Source organism: Planctomycetota bacterium, assembly GCA_035384565.1.
Lineage (GTDB): Bacteria > Planctomycetota > PUPC01 > DSUN01 > DSUN01 > DAOOIT01.
Window position 1 is genome coordinate 40,655 of the sequence record DAOOIT010000013.1, and the last position, 23,560, is coordinate 64,214.

The 23,560-nt window shown below is 70.1% G+C and carries 15 protein-coding genes; 8 read left to right on the forward strand and 7 right to left on the reverse strand.

Annotated elements, in window-relative coordinates:
• The first annotated feature begins 71 nt into the window (after positions 1–71).
• The 3 genes from PLE19_06930 (at position 72) to PLE19_06940 (ending at position 4,942) form a co-directional block, all read left to right on the forward strand.
• Positions 72–1,562: a GDSL-type esterase/lipase family protein gene (locus PLE19_06930; protein ID HPD14663.1), complete on the forward strand. Its 1,491-nt coding sequence runs from the start codon at positions 72–74 to the stop codon at positions 1,560–1,562.
• 169 nt (positions 1,563–1,731) lie between these two features.
• Positions 1,732–2,661, forward strand: a complete 930-nt coding sequence (locus PLE19_06935; protein ID HPD14664.1) for a TIGR01777 family oxidoreductase — start codon at positions 1,732–1,734, stop codon at positions 2,659–2,661.
• A 49-nt stretch (positions 2,662–2,710) separates the two neighbouring features.
• On the forward strand, positions 2,711–4,942 hold the full coding sequence (locus tag PLE19_06940) for a hypothetical protein (protein HPD14665.1): 2,232 nt from the start codon (positions 2,711–2,713) through the stop codon (positions 4,940–4,942).
• Here the strand turns inward: PLE19_06940 and hemC are convergent.
• The 7 genes from hemC to PLE19_06975 form a co-directional block, all read right to left on the reverse strand.
• A complete protein-coding gene (gene hemC / locus PLE19_06945) occupies positions 4,930–5,829 on the reverse strand; it encodes a hydroxymethylbilane synthase (GenBank protein HPD14666.1) in 900 nt (299 codons plus the stop codon). The two genes, PLE19_06940 and hemC, sit on opposite strands and share 13 nt — an antisense overlap.
• Before the next feature lie 97 nt (positions 5,830–5,926).
• Positions 5,927–6,955 carry a signal recognition particle-docking protein FtsY gene (gene ftsY / locus PLE19_06950; protein HPD14667.1) on the reverse strand — a complete coding sequence of 343 codons (1,029 nt, stop codon included), beginning with the start codon at positions 6,953–6,955 and terminating at the stop codon, positions 5,927–5,929.
• A 99-nt stretch (positions 6,956–7,054) separates the two neighbouring features.
• Positions 7,055–8,461: a transcription termination factor Rho gene (gene rho, locus PLE19_06955; GenBank protein HPD14668.1), complete on the reverse strand. Its 1,407-nt coding sequence runs from the start codon at positions 8,459–8,461 to the stop codon at positions 7,055–7,057.
• Entirely contained in the window at positions 8,437–9,021 is a 585-nt protein-coding gene (coaE, locus tag PLE19_06960) for a dephospho-CoA kinase (GenBank protein HPD14669.1), read from the reverse strand. Before coaE ends, rho begins: the two co-directional genes overlap by 25 nt.
• Positions 9,022–9,836: 815 nt before the next feature.
• Positions 9,837–11,123, reverse strand: a complete 1,287-nt coding sequence (locus PLE19_06965; GenBank protein HPD14670.1) for an FAD-dependent oxidoreductase — start codon at positions 11,121–11,123, stop codon at positions 9,837–9,839.
• A 427-nt stretch (positions 11,124–11,550) separates the two neighbouring features.
• Positions 11,551–12,414, reverse strand: a complete 864-nt coding sequence (locus PLE19_06970) for a sugar phosphate isomerase/epimerase family protein (GenBank protein HPD14671.1) — start codon at positions 12,412–12,414, stop codon at positions 11,551–11,553.
• Positions 12,415–12,425: 11 nt separating this feature from the next.
• Entirely contained in the window at positions 12,426–15,455 is a 3,030-nt protein-coding gene (locus PLE19_06975; GenBank protein HPD14672.1) for an FAD-dependent oxidoreductase, read from the reverse strand.
• A 283-nt stretch (positions 15,456–15,738) separates the two neighbouring features.
• Between PLE19_06975 and glgP the strand changes: the two genes are divergently transcribed.
• The 5 genes from glgP (at position 15,739) to PLE19_07000 (ending at position 23,528) form a co-directional block, all read left to right on the forward strand.
• Positions 15,739–18,312: an alpha-glucan family phosphorylase gene (gene glgP, locus PLE19_06980; GenBank protein HPD14673.1), complete on the forward strand. Its 2,574-nt coding sequence runs from the start codon at positions 15,739–15,741 to the stop codon at positions 18,310–18,312.
• Positions 18,313–18,316: 4 nt separating this feature from the next.
• Positions 18,317–20,227, forward strand: a complete 1,911-nt coding sequence (locus tag PLE19_06985; protein HPD14674.1) for a prenyltransferase/squalene oxidase repeat-containing protein — start codon at positions 18,317–18,319, stop codon at positions 20,225–20,227.
• Between the two features lie 27 nt (positions 20,228–20,254).
• Positions 20,255–21,370 carry a PQQ-binding-like beta-propeller repeat protein gene (locus PLE19_06990; protein ID HPD14675.1) on the forward strand — a complete coding sequence of 372 codons (1,116 nt, stop codon included), beginning with the start codon at positions 20,255–20,257 and terminating at the stop codon, positions 21,368–21,370.
• Positions 21,367–22,734 carry a glycosyltransferase family 4 protein gene (locus PLE19_06995; protein HPD14676.1) on the forward strand — a complete coding sequence of 456 codons (1,368 nt, stop codon included), beginning with the start codon at positions 21,367–21,369 and terminating at the stop codon, positions 22,732–22,734. Before PLE19_06990 ends, PLE19_06995 begins: the two co-directional genes overlap by 4 nt.
• 98 nt (positions 22,735–22,832) lie before the next feature.
• Positions 22,833–23,528, forward strand: a complete 696-nt coding sequence (locus PLE19_07000; GenBank protein HPD14677.1) for an ABC transporter ATP-binding protein — start codon at positions 22,833–22,835, stop codon at positions 23,526–23,528.
• The last annotated feature ends 32 nt before the right edge of the window (positions 23,529–23,560 follow it).

Consider the following 23,560-nt stretch of genomic DNA (forward strand, 5'->3'; position numbering starts at 1 on the left):
TTGCATGTCCACCCGTCGGCGCGCTAGAATGCCAACGGCGTCGTTCGACCCATCACTCCGAGGGCAAGACGATGAAGCATTGGATGCGCGTCATTGTGTTGCTGGTGTGCCTCGCCACGGCCGCCCGCGGGGCCGACGACTGGGTGGAGCCGATGAAGGCCGTCCACGCCAGGTTCACGGGCCAGGCGGGCACGGTCGCGCAGTTCGGCGACAGCATCACGATCACGATGGCGTTCTTCACGCCGCTCTCGATGGACCACAAGAACGTGCCGGATGACCTCAAAGAGGCGCACGCCTGGCTCCGCAAGTACGTGCAGCCGCGCTGCTGGCGGGCGTGGAAGGGGCCGCAGTTCGGCAACGAGGGCCGCACGACCACCGATTGGGGCCTGGCCGGCATCGCCGGCTGGCTCAAGAAGCTCAACCCCGAGGTCGCCCTCGTGATGTGGGGCACGAACGACACTTACCAGGGCCCCAAGCCGCCGAAGTACACCGACAACCTGCGGCTCATCATCCAGGCCTGCCTCGACAACGGCACCGTGCCCATCCTCTACACGATTCCGCCCAAGGGCGACCAGGCGGGCAACGCGAAGAACACGGCGCACGTCGAGACCTTCGTCGAGGCTGCCCGCACCGTGGCCGCCGAGAAGAAGGTGCCGCTCGTGGACTTCTACAAGGAGATGATGTCCCGCCAGCCCACCGAGTTCCACAAGACCCTGCTCGGCGACGGGCTGCATCCCTCCTATCCCAAGGAGTACCAGCAGGACTTCAGCGAGGAGGCGCTCAAGCAGAGCGGCTACACGCTGCGCAACTACCTCACCCTCAAGGCCCTCTGGGAGGTCTACCAGAAGGTCCTCTCGCAGGGCAAGCCGGCCAAAGCCGAGGCAGGCGACGCCGCTGCGCCGAAGGGGCCCACCTACAAGGGCCGCCCCGCCGTGCTCGTCGCCAGGCCCGCCGCCGAGCCGAAGGTTGACGGCTCGCTCGACGACCCCTGCTGGGCCAAGGCCCAGGCGCTCACCTTCCGCATGCTCGACGGCTCCACCGACAAGCCGAAGCACGCCACCACCGCCAGGCTGCTGGCCAACGAGACCACCCTCTTCGTCGCCTTCCAGTGCGGCGAGACCGAGCCGCTCGTGAGCCGCAAGCGCGACCGCGACGACAACATCTGGGAGGACGACTCGGTCGAGGTGTTCCTCAAGCCCGGCCCCGAGCCCGCGCGCGAGTACCACCACCTGATCGTGAACCCCGATGGCTCGTTCCTCGACGACCTGGGCGGCGACAACGGGGCGTGGCAGAGCGAACTCAAGCTTGCCACGGCCAAGGGCAAAGAGGGCTGGGCGGCCGAGATCGCCATCCCGCTGGCCGAGCTGACGAAGGGCGCCGACAAGGCGACGCTGGCCGGCCCCTGGCGGCTCAACCTCGCGCGCATGCGGCAGTCGCGCGGCGACGACGTGCCGGCCGAGGAGACCGCTCTCGCGCCCACCGAGGACCCGTCGAGCCACGTGCCTGCCATGTTCGCCTACGCCTGGTTCGAGGCCCTCGGCGGCAAGCTGCCGGCGGAATGAGAGGGCGGCTGTGCCACACAGCGCCCGGCGTGCGGCCACCTGTCATCAAGGGTCCACTTAGGGAAGCGTTTGACATGGACGCCGCCGCCCGTTGGCATGCAACCACTACAACCACTGGCATTGGCGAACTCCTCACCGTAATGGGCGAACCCCCACGCGAGGCCGTCCGATGAGAGTGGTGCTCACCGGCGCGAGCGGGCTGATTGGCTCTGCCGTCGCCGCGGCGCTGGAAGCCGACGGCCACGGTGTCACCCGCCTCGTGCGCTCGAGGCCGGGAGAGGGCGACGCCGCCTGGGACCCGGCCGCGGGCACGATTGACGCCGAACGCCTGGAGGGCCACGACGCCGCCGTGCACCTCGCGGGCGAGAGCATTGCGGGGCGGTGGACGGCGGCCAAGAAGGCCCGCATCCGCGACAGCCGCGTGAAGGGAACAGCGCTGCTGAGCGAAGCGCTGGCGGGCCTGCGCCAGCCGCCGGCCGTGCTGGTGAGCGCCTCGGCGGTCGGCTTCTACGGCCACCGCGGCGACGAGCCGCTCACCGAGGAGAGCGGCGCGGGCGCAGGCTTCCTGCCGAGTGTGTGCCAGGCCTGGGAGGCCGCGGCCGAGCCGGCGCGCCGGGCCGGCGTTCGCGTCGTGCACCCGCGATTCGGCGTGGTCTTGAGCCGCGACGGGGGCGCGCTGCGGCAGATGCTGCTGCCCTTCCGCCTGGGCCTCGGTGGGCCGGTGGGCAGCGGGCGCCAGTTCTTTCCGTGGGTTGCGCTCGACGATGCGGTGCGCGCCATTCTGCGCGCGTTGTCCAAGCCCGATCTCGCCGGGCCGGTGAACGTCGTGGCCCCGCGGGCGGCGACGAACCGCGAGTTTGCGAAGGCGCTGGGCCGCGCGCTCCATCGCCCCGCGCTGTGCCGCGTTCCCGCCTGGGCGATTCGCCTCGCGCTGGGCGAGATGGGCCGCGAGCTGCTGCTCGCGAGCATTCGGGCCGCCCCCGCCCGCCTGCTCGCCTCGGGCTTCGAGTTCGCGTGGCCGGACCTCGAGGCCGCGCTGCACCACGTGCTGGGTGGGCGCGGAGCCGGCTCTTGCATCGCCGTGGCCTCTCGCCTATGATCGGCGGTGTAACAGGGATTCCGCAATACCCTCGTCAGGAGGCCGTGCCGTGAGAAGCCTGTGGGTGGCTGTGGGCCTGGCCGTGGCCGCGTGCGCACTGGCCGAGCCGCTCGCGAACGTCAAGGTCGTGAGCGACAAGGCGCCCGACTGCTCGTCGCTCGAGGCCCTCGTGGCCTCGATCACCCGCGAGTGCAAGACCGACGACGAGAAGGCCATCGCCATCTACAACGCCTGCCGTTACCTCTACTACCACCACGCCTATCCCAGCGAGCCGGGCGGCCTGGGCGCGCTCAAGTTCCTCAACGTCTACGGCTGGGGCCTCTGCGGCGGGCAGCACAGCGTGCTCGCCGCCGTGTGGGAGAAGGCGGGCTTCAAGTGGCGCTATCGCGGCTGGCCAGGCCACACCACGGTCGAGTGCTTCTACGGCGGGCGCTGGCACTACTTCGACACCTTCCTCAAGTTCTACTGCTGGATGCCCGACCCCAACGCCCCCGGCGGCCGCACCGTGGCCGGGCAGCAGGACATCAAGGCCAACCCGTCCCTCGTCAGCGACGCCTTCGTGTTCGACGAGGGGCGCAAGGTGTGGTACATGAGGGACAATCGCTTCGAGTACCTGGGCGACAAGGTGAACTGGACGGCGCCCGCGTTCCTCGTGTGCGGCGACGAGCTGCCCGGCGTCATCGCGGGCTGCAAGGCCAATACCGACGCCGGCAGCCCCCGCGGCTGGGCGACCGTGCAGTTCGACGAGCCGCGCTACAACACCGCCGTCAACCTCGGCGTCGGCTACGCCCTCACGCTCGATTGGGACAAGTTGGAGGGCGCCTTCTACTTCAACGGCAAGGACAAGCCGCCCGGCCACTCCTGCGGCGACAAGAACTACCGCAACTGCCCGTCCATCGGCCCCCTCCTCGAGCCCTATGCGGGCAAGGACCGCCGCCAGACCTGGTCGAACGGCACGCTCGTGTTCAAGCCCGACCTGCGCAGCGACGCCTGCCTCGCCAGCCTCAAAGAGGCCGACAATGTCGCGTGCGAAGGCGGCGCGCTGAAGCCGAAGGATGCTGCGAGGCCCGCCTCGTTCGTCGTCGAGATGGCCTGCCCGTACATCGTCGCCAGGGCATCGGGCAAGGTCGCAGGCGACGATGTAAAGGCGGAGGTGTCGAAGGACGGCAAGACCTGGGCTCCGACCGACCTCTCCGATCTCACTAAGGCCGTGGCGGGCAGCTACAGCTACCGGGTCCGCATCACCTTCGCCAAGCCGATCACGGCCATCGAGTTGGCGAGCGTCGTGCAGCATAACCAGGAGGCGCTGCCCTTCCTCGCCCCGGGCGAGAACAAGGTGACCATCACGGCCGACAACCCCGACGCACTGGGCAAGAACCGCCTGGTCGTCACCTACGCCTATTGCCCGGGCTCGCGCAACTGCTCCTACGAGCAGATGTTCGACAAGGGGGCCGAGGTCGCGCGCGCCCACTACGCCGCGTGGGCCGACACGCCCACCGTTGTGCAGAAGGCGGTGGAGAAGTTCCCCTGCACCCTCGACATCCCCGTGCCCACGCCCAAGGGCAAGTTCCCCGTGTACCCGCGCATGGTCTTCCTGCGCCGCGAGGTGCTCGCGCCCGGCCAGGAGCCGATGGCCACGCCCGTCGCGCCTTCGACGCCCACCGTCGGCGCGGACCAGGTGCTCGCGACACTGCCGAACCCCTGGCTCATCGGCACCAGCAAGCCGGCCAGCCGCGCCGACCTGCCCACGAAATCCGCCACCTTCCCCCCCAAGCGGCTGAGCTATGTGAGCATGAAAGGCGAGGTGTTCCCCCACAACTTCATCAAGTGGCTCAAGCCCAACGACCCGGCCGGCCCCGCCGCCTGGATTCTGCTCATCGGCGTGGACGACGTGAAGCTGCCCGAGGCCAAGCAGCTCGCCTCGGCCAGGCTCATCTTCCACGTCGTGGAGGCCCATGACAAGGCGAACATGGAGGCCGCGGCCGTGATGCTCAACGCCCCGTTCGAGGTGGGCCAGCCCTACGACTTCAAGGGCCTCGGCGACATCGTCGGCTCGGCCATCGTCAAGCAGGGCGGCGGCGCCGGCAAGCCCTTCGACCCGCCGCTGCGCTACGAGATTGACGTGACGAGGGCCGTCCGAGCCTGGATTGGCGGCGCGAAGCCCCACGGTCTCGCCCTGCGCATCGTGCCCAATCGCGGTGTGGACGACGGCTGGACCGTGCGCTTCACCCCGTCGAAGGACAAGCTGCCCGAGCTCGAGATCACGACTTACGAGAAGTGAACGCCGCGGCGCAGGTCCTCGGCGGCAGCGTGGGCGAGTGCGCGCAGGTTGGCGGCGTTGCCCGAGCGGTCGGAGCGCGCCACACGCGACCCGTCGGGCGAGAAGAGAATGGCCCTGAGGCGCACGGAGCCCTCCCGCAACTCCGCGTAGGCGCCCAGGGGCATCGAGCAGCCGCCGCCGAGGGCGTCGAGGAGCGCCCGCTCGGCAGCCACGGCCAGCGTGGCGGCCTCGTCGGCGATGGCGGCCGCGAGGGCCGCTGCCTCGGTGCCCGCCTTGGCCTCGATTGCCAGCGCACCCTGGCCGGGGGCCGGCAGCATCAGGTCGAAGGGCAGCACCTCGGTCGCCATCTCGGCGAGGCCCAGCCGCGTGAGGCCCGCCAGCGCGAGCACGATGGCATCGAACTGCCCATCCGCCAGCTTCTTCAGCCGGGTATCGAGGTTCCCGCGGATCGGCTCGCAGCGCAGGTCGGGCCGCGCGGCGCGAAGCTGGGCGGCCCGCCGCGGGCTGCTCGTGCCGATGCGCGCGCCGTGGGGCAGATCGAAGAGGCGGGATGCCCCTCTGCTCACGTGACGCTCCGCGATGATCAGAGAGTCGTTCGCCGGCGCGCGCACAGGCACGCACGCAACGGCGAGTCCCTCGGGCAACTGCGTGGGCAGATCCTTCAGGCTGTGCACCGCCAGATCGATCGCCCCGCCGAGGAGGGCCTCCTCGAGCTCCTTCGTGAAGAGGCCCTTGCCGCCGATCTGGGGCAGCGGCTGAGTCGTCTGGCGGTCGCCCGAGGTGGTGATGTGGACGAGCTTGCAGGCGAGGCCGGGGTGTGCGGCGGCGATCTGGTCGGCGGCCCACTGGCTCTGCGTCAGCGCCAGCTTGCTCGCGCGAGTGCCGATGCGAAGGCTCGATCTGTGGCTTGCGATCTGGGATGTCCTAGAGAGCGCTTGCCGGCCCGACGATGCTCCCCAATGCTATGCAGGTCTTCGGCGCCTGTCAAGCGAACAGGGCCTCCACGAAGGCGTCGGGGTCGAAGGGCTGGATGTCGGCGGGCTTCTCGCCGAGTCCGATGAACTTCACCGGAATCCCGAGCTGGTCCTTGACGGCGACTACGATGCCGCCCTTGGCCGTGCCATCGAGCTTCGCGAGGAAGATGCCCGTGACCTTGATCGCCTCCTTGAATTGCCTGGCTTGTGCGATGGCGTTCTGGCCCGTGGTGGCGTCGAGCACGAGGATGACCTCGTGCGGGGCGCCCGGGATCTTCTTCTCGATCACGCGGCGGATCTTCTCCAGCTCCTTCATCAGGTTCTGCTGCGTGTGGAGCCGGCCGGCGGTGTCCACGATCAGAATGTCCACGCCGCGGGCGAGCGCGGCGTCGCAGGCGTCGTAGGCCACGGCGCCCGGGTCGCCGCCGCGCTGGTGGCGCACGATGTCCACGCCGAGGCGCTCGGCCCAGATGGTGAGCTGCTCGACGGCGGCGGCCCGATACGTGTCGCTGGCGCACAGCAGCACCCGGCCGCCGCGGTCGCGGAAGTGGTTGGCCAGCTTGGCGATCGAGGTGGTCTTGCCCGAGCCGTTCACGCCGGCGACCAGGATCACCGTGGGCGGCTTCTCGGCGTGGCCGATGCCCACGTCCTGCTGCGTGAGGAGCGCCTTGAGCTGCGCCTTGAGGAAATCGTGGAGCTGGTCGGTCGTCTCGATCTCGCGGTTCTTCCAGGCGGCGCGCACCTGGTCGAGGAGCTTGGTGACGGTGTCAATGCCCATGTCGGCGGTGATCATCAGCTCCTCGAGCTGGTCGAGCTTCGCCTGGTCAATCTTGCCCCTGATGGAGAAGATGGAACCGAGGCCCGCGGCGAGGAAGCTGCGGGTCTTGGCCAGGCCGTCCTTGATGCGCCCGAGCGACGAGGCCATGCGGGCGAAGAGGCCCTTCTTCGGCTCGGGCGCCGGCTCGGCCGCCTGTGGCGGAGGGGAGGGGGGCGGCGCCTCCGCAGACTTCGCACCTTTGCTCTTGCCCCAGAATGGCATGGGCACTGTCCTTCAAACGGTTGCAGGCGGCAAGGGGAAAGGGGCCGGAACGGGATGCCTCCGGGCTTGCCGCTTGTGGCCTGAGGCTTGCTGCGTGGGTCAGTTCGGCGCGCCGAGGGTCTCGAGGAACTCCTTGTTGGTCTTCGCGCGCTTGACGCGCTCGATGAGCAGTTCCATCGCCTCGGTGGCGTTCATCTCGCTGAGCACCTTGCGCAGCACCCACACGCGGTTGAGGTCCTCGGGCGAGAGCAGCAGCTCCTCCTTGCGGGTGCCGGAGCGGTTGACGTCAATGGCGGGGAAGATGCGGCGTTCTTCGAGGCGGCGGTCGAGCACGAGTTCCATGTTGCCCGTGCCCTTGAACTCTTCGAAGATCACCTCGTCCATGCGCGAGCCGGTCTCGATGAGGCCGGTGGCGAGGATGGTGAGCGAGCCGCCCTCCTCGATGTTGCGGGCCGCGCCGAAGAAGCGCTTGGGCTTCTGAAGGGCCGCGGCGTCCACGCCGCCCGACAGGATTTTCCCGCTGTGCGGGCACTCGGTGTTGTAGGCGCGGCCGAGGCGGGTGATGGAGTCGAGCAGAATCACCACGTCCTTGCCGTACTCGACCATGCGCTTGGCCTTCTCGATGACCATCTCGGCCACCTGGATGTGGCGCTCGGCGGGCTCGTCGAAGGTGGAACTGATGACCTCGGCCTTGACCGAGCGCTGCATGTCGGTGACCTCCTCGGGCCGCTCGTCAATGAGGAGGACCATGGGATAGATATCGGGGTGGTTGGTGGTGATGGCGTTGGCGATCTTCTGGAGGAGGATGGTCTTGCCGGCCTTGGGCGGCGAGATGATGAGGCCGCGCTGGCCCTTGCCGATGGGCGCGATGAGGTCCACGATGCGCGTCTCGATGACGTCGGGCGTGGTTTCGAGGATGAGGCGCTTGTCGGGGTGCAACGGCGTGAGGTCCTCGAAACACACGCGGTCGGCCAGCTCCTCGGGCGGGGCGTAATTGATCGCCTCGACCCGCAGAAGGGCGAAGTAGCGCTCGTTGTCCTTGGGCGGGCGGATCTGGCCGGCCACCACGGTGCCGGTCTTGAGCCCGAAGCGGCGAATCTGCGAGGGCGAGATGTAGATGTCGTCGGGGCAGGGCAGGTAGTTGTAGTCGGGCGAGCGCAGGAAGCCGAAGCCGTCGGGCAGCACCTCGAGCACGCCTTCGCCGCGGATGAGGCCGGCGCGCTTGACCCACTCTTCGAGGATCTTGTAGATGAGCTCCTGCTTCTTGAGGCCGGCGAGGCCCGTGATGCCCTCCTTCTCGGCCATCTGATGGAGTTCGTGGATCTTGAGGCGCTTGAGTTCGGCAATGTGCAGCTCCTCGCCGCCCCTCGCCGCGTCCTCGAGTTGCTCCTCGAGGGCCTTCTCCTCGGCGGCCAGTTGGGCGTCGTTGGGGAGGATGCCCTTGCCGAAGGAGGTGCCATTCCTGGATTCCTTCTTCTCCTTCACCGCTCGCGAATTTCTTGCCATAGCTCCTGCACCTGTCGGGTAGTGGTTTCGAGAGGCCCGTTGCCGTTTATCACGAAGCGTGCCCTGGCACGCTTGATCTCGAGAGGCGCCTGGAGGCGTTCGCGGCGGGCGAGTTCGGCGGCCTTCCAGCCGCGCTCGGCGGCGCGCTTCCGCCGCACCTCGCGCGGGCAGTCCACAAAGACGAGAGCGTCGCACACGGCATCCAGCTCCGTCTCCACGAGCAGCGGCGCGTCCACCACGATGGCCGGCGCCCCCGCCGCGCGGGCCGCGGCGATCTGGCGGTGCAGCTCGGCTCGGATGGCCGGGTGCGTGATGGCCTCGAGGGCGGCCAACTCCTTCGGTCCGCGGAAGGCTCTCCGGGCCACCTTCGCGCGGTCCACGCCGCCGTCCGGTCCCAGCACGCCGCGGCCCCAGAGGGCCACCACCTGCTCGCGCACGGCCGGCTGGGCCAGGACGGCGTGGCCGATCTCGTCGGCATTCACAGTACGCGCTCCGAGTTCGGCGAGCATCCTGGCCACTGTCGTCTTGCCCGCTGCGATGCCGCCGAGCAACCCGATCACGGGACACCGACTTCTCGTGGAGCTCATGAGCGTGGGCAGACTACCCCTCGATTGCGGGTGCCGCCGGGCGCACCGCCGGCGCGGCTGCCCGGAGCTGCCGTTGGGACTCAGCAGAACACGTAGTCCGGATTTCGGCCGCTGGCGATGCTCAGGCTCCGGTTGGGATGTCCCAGGTGGGCGTCACCTGACCACTGGCTGTGACGGCGCACGCGCAGAAAGCGCAGCTTGGAGAACGCTCGGCAAACGCAGAATTCCTACGGAGAAGACTGGCAGAATCAATCGCAGTCAGGATTAAGAGTGCAAGGAAAGGCTTGCGGAATAGAAGATAACACACGACGCCGGCCGCTGTCAAGGGTTTTTTCGCTGAGGAGCCCGGCTCCCAATCCCCCCGGCTGCGCCCCCGCTCGCCGTCAGCATCCTCCAAACCGGGCACACCGGCGCCCTGCGGGCACGGCTCTGCCGCTGCCGCGAGGTGAGCAAGTGTGGCGCTCGGGCCAGGCGGGCGGCTCTGAGCCCCTTCCGCCCATACTTGCTCAATTTCCTTGCTCTCTCCGGTGAGCAAGTATGGCGCTTGGGCGATCCGGGCGGCTTGGCGGCCTTTCCTGCCATGCTTGCTCAATTTCCTCCCCCCTCAGGTGAGCAAGTATGGCGCGTAGGCGGTCTGGGGCCTTCCGCGGCCGTTCCTGCCCCTCTGCACCATTCGTGCTCTCAGGGGGGCTGATGCACGTGAGGAGCAGGCAGGGCTTGGAGACCTCCGCGGCGCGGGTGGCCAGGCCTGGGGGCCATGCTCTTCGCCGCGCGCGGCGACACTACGGTCAGAGAACGATGGCTCCCTGGCCCTTGAGTGTCTCGCGGAGCCTCGCGGGGTTTACCTCGGCCACGGGTCTGCCCGAATCCAGAGCCAGCCACGCGGCGACGCCCGCGGCCTGGCCGGTCTGGTTGCAGTTGACCATCACGCGCACGGCGCCGAAGGCCCCCTCGTCGGCGTCGAGGGCACGGCCGGCGACGAGCACGTTCGTGGCCCCCTTCGGCACAAGGCACGAATAGGGGATCTGGTAGTAGGGCGCCTTTTCGAGGCGCCGAAACGTCACGCCCGCGCCGCGCGCGCTGTGGATGTCCACGGGATATGTGCCGTAGCCGATGGCATCGGGGAAGCGCTGGCCGGCGAGCAGTTCGTCCTGCGTCAGCGTGTGCAGGCAGCGCGCATGGCGGGTCTCGCGGATGCCGATCTTCGCGGGCAGGGTGACCAGCGGCGTGCCCTTGTCGCCCAGGAAGTGCTCGCGCAGAATGTCGCAGATGGCGCGCACCTGGCGCCGGCCCTCGAGCTCCGCCTGCGTCAGCTCATCGGCGTCGGCGCAGTTGGCGCCGAATACGCGGGTGCCGGCGAGCATGTACTCGTCGTCGCCGCCGGGCACGGCCGAGCCCCAGGCGAAGCCCTTCTGAAGGGCCTGGGGGTACTGGGCGTCGAAGATGACACTGTGGATGTTGAAGCCCGGGTGCGCCTTGCTCAGGGCGCGCAGGCCGCGGAGGATCACGCACGTGGTGGGCGGCTGGACGTCCTTGCGCTGATAGACGGGCAGGCCCAGGCGGGCAACGAGGTCGGCATCGCCCGTAGCATCCACGAACTGCTTCGCGCGGATGGCCCGCCGCCCCGTCTTGTCCTCGACGATGGCCGCGACCAGGCGGCCATCCTCCAGGCCGGGCGCCACGAAGAGCGTGTGCAGGAACGGGCGCACTTTCGCCTCGGTCACGAGCAGGTCGAGCGCGATCTTCAGCTCTTCGGTGTTGAGGACGAAGTACTGGCTCGCCGTGCCCACGAAGCGCACGGCATCGCGTCTGGCGAGGCGGTCCACCACCTCGGTCGTGAGGCCCGCGATCACTTGCTGCTGGCCCTGGATATCCTTGGTCGAGTGCCACACGCTCACGAGGCTGGCCGTGGCGACGCCGCCGAAGAAGCCGTTGGTTTCGATGAGGGCCACGCGGGCGCCCAGACGTGCGGCGGCGACGGCGGCGAAGACGCCCGTGCAGCTTCCGCCCACGACGCACACGTCCACGTCGGCCACCACGGGGGTTTCGCGCGGGGCTTCGCGAATGGTGTCCATCTTCGGAGGCTCTCCTGCAGACGCGAGGGCGGCGCCGGCCGCGGCCAGCGCCGGGGTTTGGAGGAATGTGCGGCGAGGGAAACGGCTCGTGGCGGCGCCCCTTGCTTGGGAACCTCCCGCGGGTTGCGAACCCGCGGGAGGTTGGCTACGAGCCTGTCCAAGAATCCCCGTGGGCTGCGTTGCCGGCGTCAGCGGGCTGGAGGCGAGGCGCGGCGACGCAGGCGATGCCCTGGAATGCATCGCTGAGGAGCCGCAACGTGGCAGCCGGCCCGCTGACGCCGCAACCCGAAGGGACGCCGCGACTTCAGGCCGCCCGCTGTGTCGCTCATCGTCCGCGATGCGCTCCGTTGCATCGCCTCCTCCTCGCTCCTTGCGTGCGGCCCGAATCGGCGACGTCGCAGCCTCACGCGGATTCTCGGACAGGCTCCTAGGCGAACAGCTTGCGTACGAAGGCGGCATTCCGCCTGAAATCGGCGTCGCGGTCCTTCGAGGGACACGACGTTTCGAGGACGGCCCAGCCCCTGTAACCGATGTCGTTGAGAGCGTCGCGGACGGCCTCCCAGTTGACCTTCCCTTCGCCGAGGTAGTTGGCGCCGTCCTTGAAGTGAATCTGGCAGAGCTTGCCCTTCAGCTCGCGGATTTCGGCGGGGGCGTCGTGGCCGACGTCGGTGGAGTTCCGCGCGTCGTAATAGACCTGCACCGCGGGGCTCCCGACACGCTCGAGGATCGCCAGGTTCTGCTTCGCCGTGAGATAGTTCTCGAGCCCGAGCACCACGCGGGCCTTCTCGGCCCTGGGCGCGGCCTCCTTCAGGCGGGCGACCACGGCGTCCACGGCCTCGGTCTTCAGCTCGGCGTCGTTCTTGCGGAGGTCGCCCGCGCCGAAGAAGGCGAGGAGGATGTTGGTCGCCCCGAGGTCGGCGGTGGCCTCGATGCACTGGTCGAGCCAGGCGGGGCCGCGCGGGTCGGTGGCGAGCGGACAGCCGTTGAGCAGGCCCATGGCGACGGACGAGATGGCGACGCCGATCTCCTTGGCCTTGGCCTTGAGCTGCTCGCGGTACTTGGGGTCGGCAATCTGGAGCTTGTCGGCGGCGCCGCCGGGCGAAACCTCCAGCCCATCGAGCGTGCAGCGTTTGGCGACTTCGAGGCCGCCCGGCCCGCCGGCCCCCAGCGACCAGTCGCACGCGCTCAGGCGAATACGGGGCATTTCCTTCTCCTCGGCCAGGGCATGGCGGGCGAACGAGGCGGCAGCGAAGCCGCCCACGACGCTGCACACAAACTCACGACGCTTCATCGAGGCTTCTCCTATTCGATGCGCCTCAGATACGGCTTCCGCGGCAGCGGCCGCGGCACAGCAGCGAGCCACTGGCGCCAGGGCTCGGGGGCGAAGCCGAGGTCATCGCAGGCCAGGTCGGCCAGTTCATCGTGCGCGCTGCGCGCGAGCACGCCGCGGATGTCGCCCAGGTAGCCGATGAGGAGCTCGTAGCCGCGCGGCGAGCCGCAACGGGCGAGCGCCCGGCCCGCACACAGCTCGAGATAGGCGTGCCGCTCGGCGACATGGTCCACAGATCTCCTGGGGTCGGTGCCGACCGGCAAAGTGAAACCCTTGATGCCCGGCTTGTCGGCCAGCGCCTCAAGCGCTGGGATGGCCTCGGGCGAGGCGATGCGCTCGCAAGCGTAGCAGATCGCGAACACGTATTCGAAGGCGTCATCGGCCTTCGTGGGGTTCAACGGGATGCGCTCGGCGAGGGGCCCCAGCAGCGGCACGAGGCGCGAGTCGCGCGCAAGGCCGATGATGCGGACGAGGAAGGCCGGCTCGGGCGCGTAGCCGTGGTCAGGCGCGTCGTGCCTCTCGCGCGGGCTGGCGGGCAGGCTCTCGCCCGCGAGTTGCCGCTGGAGTTCGGCGAGCAGAATCGGCACGCCCACGGCGTCGCCGAGGAAGCACAAAGCCTTGGCGCAGGCCACCCTGCCGCGGTCGGTCGCCGCGGGCAGGGCGTTGCGCAGCAGCGGCACCGCCGCCTGGCCGTGGCCGAGAAGCCTCGCCTGACCCGCCAGCGGCAGCGAGTCCGCCGCCAGGCCGTGGACGAGTTGGGCCAACTCCTTCGGGTCGGCTGCGGGGAGCTCCGCCAGGTCGGAGGGGCGCAGGATGCCGAGGGCGACGAGGCCCTTCTGGAGGTCCGCGGCATCCACGGCGGCCACGGGCCGCCCGTCGGCCACGGCTCGCGCGGCGGCCAGGCCGGCCACTCCGCCCATCGCCATCAGGTCGCGCTGCATACGGGCCAGCGACAGCGCATCGTGGGTCGCCGAATAGGCCTTGCCAACGACCAGCACGCCCTCCAGCCCCTCGGGCACCAGCGCGCGGAAGGGGATCGGCGCCGAGTAATTCTTCGTGAACTCCCTCTCTGCGTAGCCGCAGAGGGCCAGGTCGCTCGAGGCGATGCCCTTGATGTCGAAGTTCGACTCAGCCACCAGCACCGTGTCGGGCCAGCGTTGGCCGCGCAGGATGCCGCCATAGGTCACGGTGGCCCGGCCCTTGACATGGCGCGACTCGCGCGGCGCGAGGTAGAACTGCGGGAAATCACCCTGGCCGAAAATGCCTGTGCGGCGGCGCGCGGTGATGACGGCGCGGGTGAAATCGGCAGGATCGCGCAGGTCCACCGCCGAGTGGTACTGGCGGCTGGCCTCGCTCTTCGGACCCACGAAGTGGCCGAACGAGAACCAGAGCGTCAACGCATCGCGGCCCGTGCCCCACGAGTATTCCGCGCCCGCCCAGGCGGCGATGTCGCCGTCGCCGGTGGCGTCAATAACGGCCTTCGCCGTGATGGCGGCGAGGCCGGCGGGCGTGGCCACCACCGCGCCCTTGAGTGCGTTGCCCTCCACCAACGCGCCCACGGCGGCGCACTGGGGCATCACGCTCGCGCCCGAAGCGACGAGGGCGTACAGCATGGCCACCGACTTCGGCATGCCCGTGCCCGAGAGCAGGGCCAGGGCGTCGCGGTCGAGTTGCCGCACGAAATCGGTGGGCCGCCCGAACCAGTACTTCGACACGCCGCCCAGGGTGTGGGTGCCGCCGAAGTCGGCGTGCTTCTCCACGATCAGCGTCTTCGCCCCGTTGTGCGCGGCCACGATGGCGGCGGGCACGCCGCTCGTGCCGCCGCCCACTACCAGCACATCGGTGTCGGCCACCACGGGGAGAGCGGCGCCGCCGATGGCGATCTCGGCCCCCGTGCGGCGGATGGCCTGGGAGATGCCCAATCGCGCCTGCACGCCGGGGGCCACGGGCTGCGAACCCTCAGCCTGGGAAGAGGAGGGGAGGGCGAGGGTGGCCCTGAGACTCGAGCCTCGCCCAGCTCCCTCGCCGGGCGGGAGGGGGGCGGAGGCGATGACCGCGGCGAGGGCCACGCCGCCGAAAGGGTCGGCCAGAGAGCGCGCCATCTCGTCGGGCGCGTCGGCCGAAGGCCCGCACACGAGGAGGCCCTCGACGCCCTGCGGCACGCACGAGGCGAGGCCCAGCTCGGCCCCCTCGGACCGTGTGAGGAGGCGGCGGGTCGGCGCGACGGCAAGGGCATCGCCGCCGCGGGCGAAGCTAAGGCCCTCGAGCTTGCGGCCCGCGTTGGCCGCCACGATGCGCGCCCGAAGCGTCAGCTCGACATCGCGGAACGCCGCATCGCCCCGCGTGGCCAGCCGCATGGGGAACTCGACCAGTGGCCCGTGCGCGGCGAGCTGGCCGCCGGCCAGCTCGGGCAGGCCCTCCACGGCCGGGCTGCGCGGCGGCCGGTCATTGCAGAGCAAGGTGTAGCGAACGTCGAGCCGGCCGTCGCTCGGCACCCGTTCGGCGAAGCGCGCGCCGGCCAGCGCCGCCAGCCGGGCATCGGGCGTGCAGTCCACCACCACGCCGGCCGCAAGAGCGGCCAGCCCCCCTTTGGCGGCGAAGAGCGCAGCCGACACGCGCGTACCATCCTTGGCCACCCCGCAGGGCCGCAGGTCGTAGAACAGGCTCACCCCGGCATCCAGGAGCAAATCCTCCACGGCCGCGGCAAGACGGGCCAAATCGAAGATCATCTCGCCGTCGTCGGCCCGCTCCTTCACACACCGCCGAAAGGCTTGCGCGAAGTCGGCCGGCAGCTTCGCCAGCTCGGCCTCGCGGGCCCACGGGCGCAGCGTGGCCACGAGGTCGTGGGGCAGCGAGAGGCCCGAGGCGGCCAGGAGCACGCTCCGCCCCTGGTGGGCCATCTGGTGCGCCGCCACGCAGCCGGCCAGCGTGCCCTCGACGACCAGCGCGTCGCCCTGCCGAATCACGGGAATCGCCTGTGCGGCGCCAACGGCGACGGTCATGTTGGTCCTTCCACCGGGCGGCTTGGGGAGGGCTCCCGCCGCGGCAGCGCCCGCCACACGGCTGCCGCCGAGGCCCAAAGCCAGGAGAGCCAGGAGTGCGCATCGGAGGCCTTTCCACATGGCTCCTCCAAGCCCTATCATCCCGCTTTCGCCCGCCCGCGTCAAATGGCGGGCCGCGGAGACGCATCGGCGGGATTGGACAAAGCGGGCCTGAGCGAGTATCCTCATGACGTCACCTGCAATCATTCGTGCCGCAGCGCCCCTGCGGCTCAAAGGAGAATAGATGTCCCCCATTCGCGGCGACCTTCGCACCTTCTGCGTCGTCCCGTCCCTGCCCGAGCCCCTTAGCGGCCTCGCGGAGCTGGCCAATAACTTCTGGTGGGGTTGGAACAGCGAGGTGTTCTCGCTGTTCCGCCGGATGGACCCCGACCTGTGGGAGCGCACGAACCACAACCCCGTGCAATTGCTGGCCGAGGCGACCCAAGAGCGCCTGGCCGAGCTGGCGGCCGACCCCAGCTATGTGGCCGCGGTGCGGCGCCAGACGACGCTCCTGCGCGAGTACCTGGCCGCGCCCACCTGGTTCGCCCAGGCGCACCCGGAGCTCAAGGGCGCCCGGATCGCCTACTTCTCCTTCGAGTTCGGCATCAACCAGTGCCTGCCGATCTACTCGGGCGGCCTGGGCGTGCTGGCCGGCGACCACGTGAAGTCGGCGAGCGACCTCGGCCTGCCCCTGGTGGGCGTGGGGCTGCTCTACCGCGAGGGCTACTTCCGTCAGCGTCTGGGCGCCGATGGCTGGCAGAAGGAAGAGTACCCCGAGACCGACTTCTACACGACACCCATCTCGCTCGTGAAGGGCGCGGACGGCGCACCGATCACCGTGGGCGTCGAGTACCCCGGCCGTTCGGTGCGCGCGCAGATCTGGCGCGCGCAGGTGGGCCGCATCGAGCTCTTCCTCCTCGACACCAATGTGCCCGAGAACAGCGAGCACGACCGCAACATCACGGCGCGGCTCTACGGCAACGCCGCCGGGTCCGAGGAACGGATGGCCCAGGAGATGATGCTGGGCATCGGCGGTGTGCGCGCCCTGCGCGCGCTCGGCATCGAGCCCGACCTGTACCACATGAACGAGGGCCACTGCGCCTTCCTCGCTCTCGAACGGTGCCGCATGCTCGTCACCTGGCATCGCGTGCCCTTCGGCACCGCCGCCGAGGCCGTCGCCGGCCAGGCCGTCTTCACCACACACACGCCCGTGCCGGCCGGCAACGAGCGGTTCGACGAGGGCCTGATGCGCCGCTTCTTCCACAGCTACAGCCAGGCGCTGGGCCTGGAGTGGGACGAATTCATGGCCCTCGGCCGCGAGGACCCGGGCGACCGCAACGAACTCTTCTGCCTCACCGTGCTGGCGATGAAGCTCTCGCGCGCGCGCAACGGCGTGAGCAAGCTGCACGCCAAAGTGTCGCGGGCCATGTGGCGGCGCCTGTGGCCCGACACGCCCCTCGACGAGGTGCCCATCGCGGCCATCACCAACGGCGTCCACACGCGGAGTTGGCTCTCGGTGGACATGGCCACGCTTCTCGACCGCTACCTCGACCCCCACTGGATGGACCGTCCGGTGGACCACGCGGTGTGGCAGCGGGTGGACCGGATACCCGACGCCGAGCTTTGGCGCACGCACGAGCGGCGTCGCGAGCGGCTGGTGGCCATCGTGCGCGCGCGCCTTCGCGCCCAGCTTGCGCAAGGCGGCGCCAGCCCCGACGAGGTGGCGGCCGCGGCCGAAGTGCTCGACCCCGAGGCCCTCACCATCGGGTTCGCGCGGCGCTTCGCCACCTACAAACGCGGCAAGCTGCTCTTCCGCGACCGCGAACGCCTCCTCCGCCTCCTCAGCGACCGGCAGCGGCCCGTCCAGCTCATCTTCGCCGGCAAGGCCCACCCCCACGACGTCCACGGCAAGGAGTTCATCCGCGACATCGTCGCCGAGGCCCACACCCCCGAGTTCCGCCGCCGCATCGTCTTTCTGGAAGATTACGACCTGTGCCTTGCTCACTACCTGGCGAGCGGGGTGGACGCCTGGCTCAACACCCCGCGCCGCCCCCTCGAGGCCAGCGGCACCAGCGGCATGAAGATCGCCGCCAACGGCGGCCTCAACATCAGCGTGCTCGACGGCTGGTGGGACGAGGGCTATGTGCCCGGCAACGGCTGGGCCATCGGCCACGCCGAAGAGTACGCCGACGAGGAGCGGCGCGACGCCGTCGAGAGCCGGCTCCTCTACGATCTCCTCGAGAAGCAGGTGATCCCGCTCTTCTACGACCGCGGCAGCGACACCGTGCCCAACGGCTGGGTGAAGATGATGAAAGCCGCGCTCCGCACCATCAACCCCGTGTTCAACACCAACCGGATGGTGCACGAGTACACCGAGCGGTTCTACGTGCCGGGCATCCGGCGCGGCCGCACGCTGTTGGCCGACGACCTGCGCCGCGCCGCCGCGCTCGCCGCCTGGAAGCAACGCCTGCGCGACCGCTGGGGCAAGATTCGCCTCCTCGAGGTCCTGGCCGAGCCCCCCGACGAGGTCAAGGTGGGCGACCAGTTCCCCGTTCAGGCCCGGTTCTTCCTGGGCGACGTGCAGCCCGAGGAAGTCACGGTGCAACTCTACGAGGGGCGGCTCGACGCCCGGCGCACCATCGTGGAGCCCAACATCATCGAGATGGCCTGCGAGGGCGCCGGCCGGCCCGGCGAGTGGCGCTACGCCGCCCAGGTCGCCTGCCGCACCGCCGGCCGACACGGCAGCGTCTTCCGAGTCCTCCCGCGCCACGAGGACCTCGCGTGCCCGCACGACGTGGGCCTCGTCTTCTGGGCCTGACCCCGTGCCACCACCGCTCGACATCCAGGCTCTGGCACAAGCAGTCTCCTCCGCGCGCGAACGGCTGCTGGAGGCGCGCAGCCCCGATGGCCACTGGCTGGGCGAGCTCTCGAGCAGCGCGCTCTCAACCGCCACGGCGGTGGCCGCGCTCGCCTTGATGGACCCCGCCGCGCACGAGCCGCTGATCCGCAAGGGGATTCGCTGGCTCGCCGAGCACCGGAGCCCCGACGGCGGCTGGGGTGACACCGTCCAGTCGCGGTCCAACCTCAGCACCACGGCCCTCGTCTGGGGCGCCTTCGGTGCCGTCGCCGCACGCATCCCGCTTGCGGAGAAGGACACACGAGATGCTTGTCGCCACGCGGAGTCCTGGCTCGGCCGGGCCGCAGGCGGGCTGGAGCCCGAGCGCCTGGCCTCGGCCATCGCCGCGCGCTACGGCAACGACCGCACATTCTCCGCGCCGATCCTCACCCTGTGCGCGCTGGCCGGGCGGCTGGGGCAGGGCAGGGCGGCCTGGCAACACGTGGCCCCGTTGCCCTTCGAGCTGGCCGCATTCCCGCACCGCCTCTACAAGTGGCTGCGGCTGCCTGTGGTGAGCTACGCGCTGCCGGCCCTCATCGCCATCGGGCAGGCGCGGTTCCGCCACGCCCCGCCGCGCAATCCCCTCGCCCGCGCTGTCCGACACGCCGTGCGCGCGAAAACGCTCCGCGTGCTCCAGGGCACGCAGCCCGAAAGCGGCGGCTTCCTCGAGGCGGTGCCCCTCACCAGCTTCGTGGCCATGAGCCTCGCGAGCCTTGGGCAGGCGGGGCACCCGGTGGCCACGAGAGCGGCCGAGTTCCTGCGCCAGACCGTGCGCCCCGATGGCAGTTGGCCGATTGACGCGAATCTCGCCACATGGACGACTACCCTCTCGGTCAATGCCCTGGGCGACGCGTTGCCCCAGGAAGCCCGACGGCCTCTTCTCGGCTGGCTCCTCGCCCAGCAGCACCGCGTCGAGCACCCCTACACCCACGCCGAGCCCGGCGGCTGGGCGTGGACCGATCTCAGCGGGGGCGTGCCCGACGCCGATGATACCGCCGGCGCGCTCCTTGCGCTACGGCAGCTAGCAGGCGGGGATGGTTGGATGAGTGGAGGGGTGGACGAATGCCCGACCCGGCCATTCATTCATTCATTCATCCATCCATCCTCTTCCCATCCCGCACTCCGCACTCCTCACTCCGCAGTCGCTTCGGGGATCCGGTGGCTCCTCGGTCTTCAGAACCGCGACGGCGGCATTCCCACCTTCTGCCGCGGCTGGGGCAAGCTGCCCTTCGACCGCAGCGCCGCCGACCTCACGGCCCACGCGCTCCAGGCCTGGAACGCCTGGCACGACGCCCTGCCGCCGCGCCTCTGCGTCGGCGTAGCCAGCGCGATGCGCCGCGCGCTCGGCTTTCTCGAGCGCTCCCAGCGCGCCGACGGCTCGTGGGTGCCGTTGTGGTTCGGCAACGAGGCGGCGCCCGACGAGGCCAACCCCACCTATGGCACCGCCCGAGTGATCATGGCCCTTGCGGGAGTGCCGCGCGCAGACACGCACGCCCTACAGCGTGGGGCCGCGTGGCTCCTTTCGGCCCAGAATCCCGACGGCGGTTGGGGCGGCGCGCCCGGCGTGCCCGCCAGCATTGAAGAAACCGCCCTCGCCCTCGATGCCCTCTGCCGCTTCGCCGCCCTCTCTTCGCCGTCCGCCACCCCCAGTCCCCAACCCGCGATCGCCTCGGGCGCCCGCTGGCTGTTGGAACGCACCGATGGCGGTCGCTCGTTCGCCCCTTCGCCCATCGGCCTCTATTTCGCCAAGCTGTGGTACTACGAGAGGCTCTATCCCCTCATCTTCGCCGTCGGCGCGCTCGGACGCGTGCTTGAACTCACACGGCGAGCGCGCTAGCATGCTGGCATGAAACCGCTCTCCGCAATGGCCCTCTTATGCGCGGTGTGGGCGCTCTGTGTGGCGCAGCCGCCTTCGGCGACGGGGGCGGACTGGCCCATCTTCCGCGGCGACGCGGCGCTCAGCGGCCGCGCCGCCGGCGCCCTGCCCGACGCGCTCGCGCTCCTCTGGCGCTTCAAGACGGGCGACGCCGTGAAGTCCTCCGCCGCCATCGCGGCGGGGCGCGTCTTCGTCGGCTCCAACGACGCCAAGTTCTACGCCCTCGACCTGGCCAGCGGCAAGCCGCTCTGGGAGTTCAAGGCCGAGGACTCGGTCCAGGCCGCGCCCTGCGTGGCCGGCGACAGCGTGTTCGTGGGCTGCGATGCGGGATTTCTCTATTGCCTCGACGCGGCCTCGGGCAAGCTCCGCTGGAAGTACGAGACCGGCGGCCAGATCATGGGCGGGGCGAACACGGTGCCGGCGCCCGAAGGCAAGGGCACCTGGGTGCTCGTGGGCAGCTACGACAACAAGCTCCATTGCGTGGATGCCACCACGGGCAAGGCCGTGTGGACGTATGCGACGCAGAACTACGTCAACGGCGCACCGGCGGTCTCGGACGGACGAATCACCTTCGGCGGCTGCGATGCCTTCATCCACGTGGTGGCGGTGGCGGACGGCCGGAAGCTGGCGGCCATCGAGACTGGCTCGTACATCGCCGCCTCGGCGGCCATGGCCGGCAGCCGCGTATTCGTGGGCAACTACGGCGGCGCCCTGTTCTGCGCCGATACGGCGGACCCCAGGATCGTGTGGAAGCACGAGAGCCAGGGCGGCGAGCCGTTCTTCGCCTCGCCCGCCATTGGCGACGACCGGATCGTGGTCGGCTCGCGCGACCGGCGCCTCCACTGCTTCGCCCGCGACTCGGGCAAGCCGCTCTGGGCCTTCCGCACGCGGGGCGAGGTGGACAGCTCGCCCGTCATCTGCGGCGACAAGGTGGTCTTCGGCTCGGCCGACGGGCGCCTCTACCTCGTGCGCCTCGCCGACGGCAAGCAGGTGTGGAGCTTCGAGATCGGCGAGCCGGTCATCGCCTCGCCGGCCGTAGCCGACGGCAAAGTGATTGTCGGCTCCGAGGATGGCACGGTTTACGCCTTTGGGGCGAGACGATGAGGATTGTCTACCTGATGCCGGGGGCTGGCGGCAGCTTCTACTGCGAGAACTGCCTGCGCGACGCCGCGCTCATCCGCGCCGTGGCCAGGCTCGGCCACGACCCGCTCATGGTCCCCCTCTACCTGCCCCTGAAGATTGACGAGCCGACCAGCGTGCCGGCCGCGCCGGTCTTCTTCGGCGGCATCAACGTCTACCTCGAGCAGAAGTCGGCCCTCTTTCGCCGCCTGCCGCGCGGGCTCACGCGCTGGCTCGACGCGCCCTGGCTGCTCCGTTGGGCGGCGAAGCGCGCGGGCATGACCCGCGCCCGCGACCTCGCCGACACCACGCTCTCCATGCTCCGCGGCGAACACGGGCATCAGGCCAGGGAACTCGAGCGCCTGATCGAATGGCTCGCTGCCGAGCAGAAGCCCGATGTTGTCTCCCTCTCCAACTGCCTGCTCATCGGCGCGGCCCGCGCCCTGCGCGAGCGGCTCGGCGTGCCGGTCGTGTGCGTGCTTCAGGACGAGGATATCTTCCTCGACGGGTTGCCCGAGCCGCAACGCGCGCAGGCCTACGACGCGATTGTCGAGCGGGCGGCTCATGTGGACGCCTTCATCGCGGTGAGCCATTACTACGCGGGCCTGATGCGCGAGCGTCTGCGCCTGCCGCCCGAGAAGGTGCACGTCGTCCACAACGGCATTCCCGTGGAAGGCTACTCGCCCGCCCCAGACGCGCGCGGGGGCTTCGGGCCTCCATCGAACAGGTCCGACGAGGCAGACGAGTCCGACAGGTCCGACCGGTCCGCTGCCGTCACAGGCGCCCCGCCCGTGCTCGGCTTCCTCGAGCGCCTCTGCCCCGAAAAGGGCGTGGACTTCCTGGCCGAGGCGTTTCTGGCTCTTCGCCCGAAGTTCCGCGGCCTGAGGCTCCGGCTTGCGGGTGGATGGACGACGGCCGACGAGCCGTTCCTCCGCGGCGTGCGCCATCGTGTGGCGGAAGCCGGCGCGGCCGATGCCGTGGAGTTTCTGCCCAACCTCCAGCGGGCCGAGCGCCAGGCGTTCCTGCGCACCCTGTCGGTGCTGTCGGTGCCCTCGCGGCATCCCGAGGCGTTTGGCATGTATGTTATCGAGGCGCTGGCCGCGGGCGTGCCCGTGGCGCTGCCGCGCCGGGGCGCGTTCCCCGAGCTGGTCGAAGCCACGGGCGGGGGCGTGCTCTACGACGGCGACGGCCCCGAGCCGCTCGCCGCCGCGCTGGGCGCCCTCCTCGCCGACCCCGCCTGCGCCCGCGCACTCGGCGCACGCGGCCGCGAAGCCGTCCGACGCGACTTTGCCGTGGAGGTGACAGCGCGGAAGACGATGGAGGTCTACAGCGCCCTTGTGAAGAGGTGATCCGCCCCTCTTGTCCCTTGAGTCCCTTCTGTCTCCTTCCTACACAAGAGACTCAAGGGATGGGAGAGACAGAAGGGACGCAGACCGCAGGAGCCCGAATGTCTGCTGCCGCCCCCTTGCTCGAACTGGTGGACGTGTCGAAGCGCTACGAGGGCCCCGAGGGCGCGGCCCCGCCTGTGCTGCGCAGCGTGAGGCTGCGGGTCGAGGACGGCGAGTCGCTCGCCATCGTGGGGCCGTCGGGCTGCGGCAAGAGCACGCTGCTCAACCTCATCGGCGCGCTCGACCGCCCGTCGGGCGGCTCCGTGCACTTCAAGGGGCAGGACCTCTCGGCTCTGGACGACCAGGCCCTCGCCCTGCTGCGCAACCGCGAGATCGGCTTCATCTTCCAGCTTCATCACCTGCTGCCGCAGTGCACCGTGCTCGAGAACGTGCTGGTGCCCACCCTGGTGGCTGGCGGCAGAGGCGATGCCCCTGAGGCGCGGGCGCGAAGCCTGCTCGCGCGGGTGGGCCTCGGCGAGCGGCTGGGCTACTTCCCTGGGCAGCTCTCAGGCGGCGAGCGGCAGCGTGTGGCGGTGGTGCGCGCCCTCATCAATCGCCCGAGCCTGCTCCTGGCCGACGAGCCAACGGGGTCCCTCGATCGCGCCGCGGCCGACAATCTGGCCGACCTGCTGGTCGAGTTGAACCGCGAGGAGGGGGTCGCCCTCATCCTGGTCACCCACGCCCTGGACCTGGCGGCGAAGATGGGGCGGGTGCTCGCGTTGCGCGAAGGCGAGTTGAGGGCCGCTCCTCCGTAGGTCCTATCGGTCCCGTCCGTCCCATCGGCCCT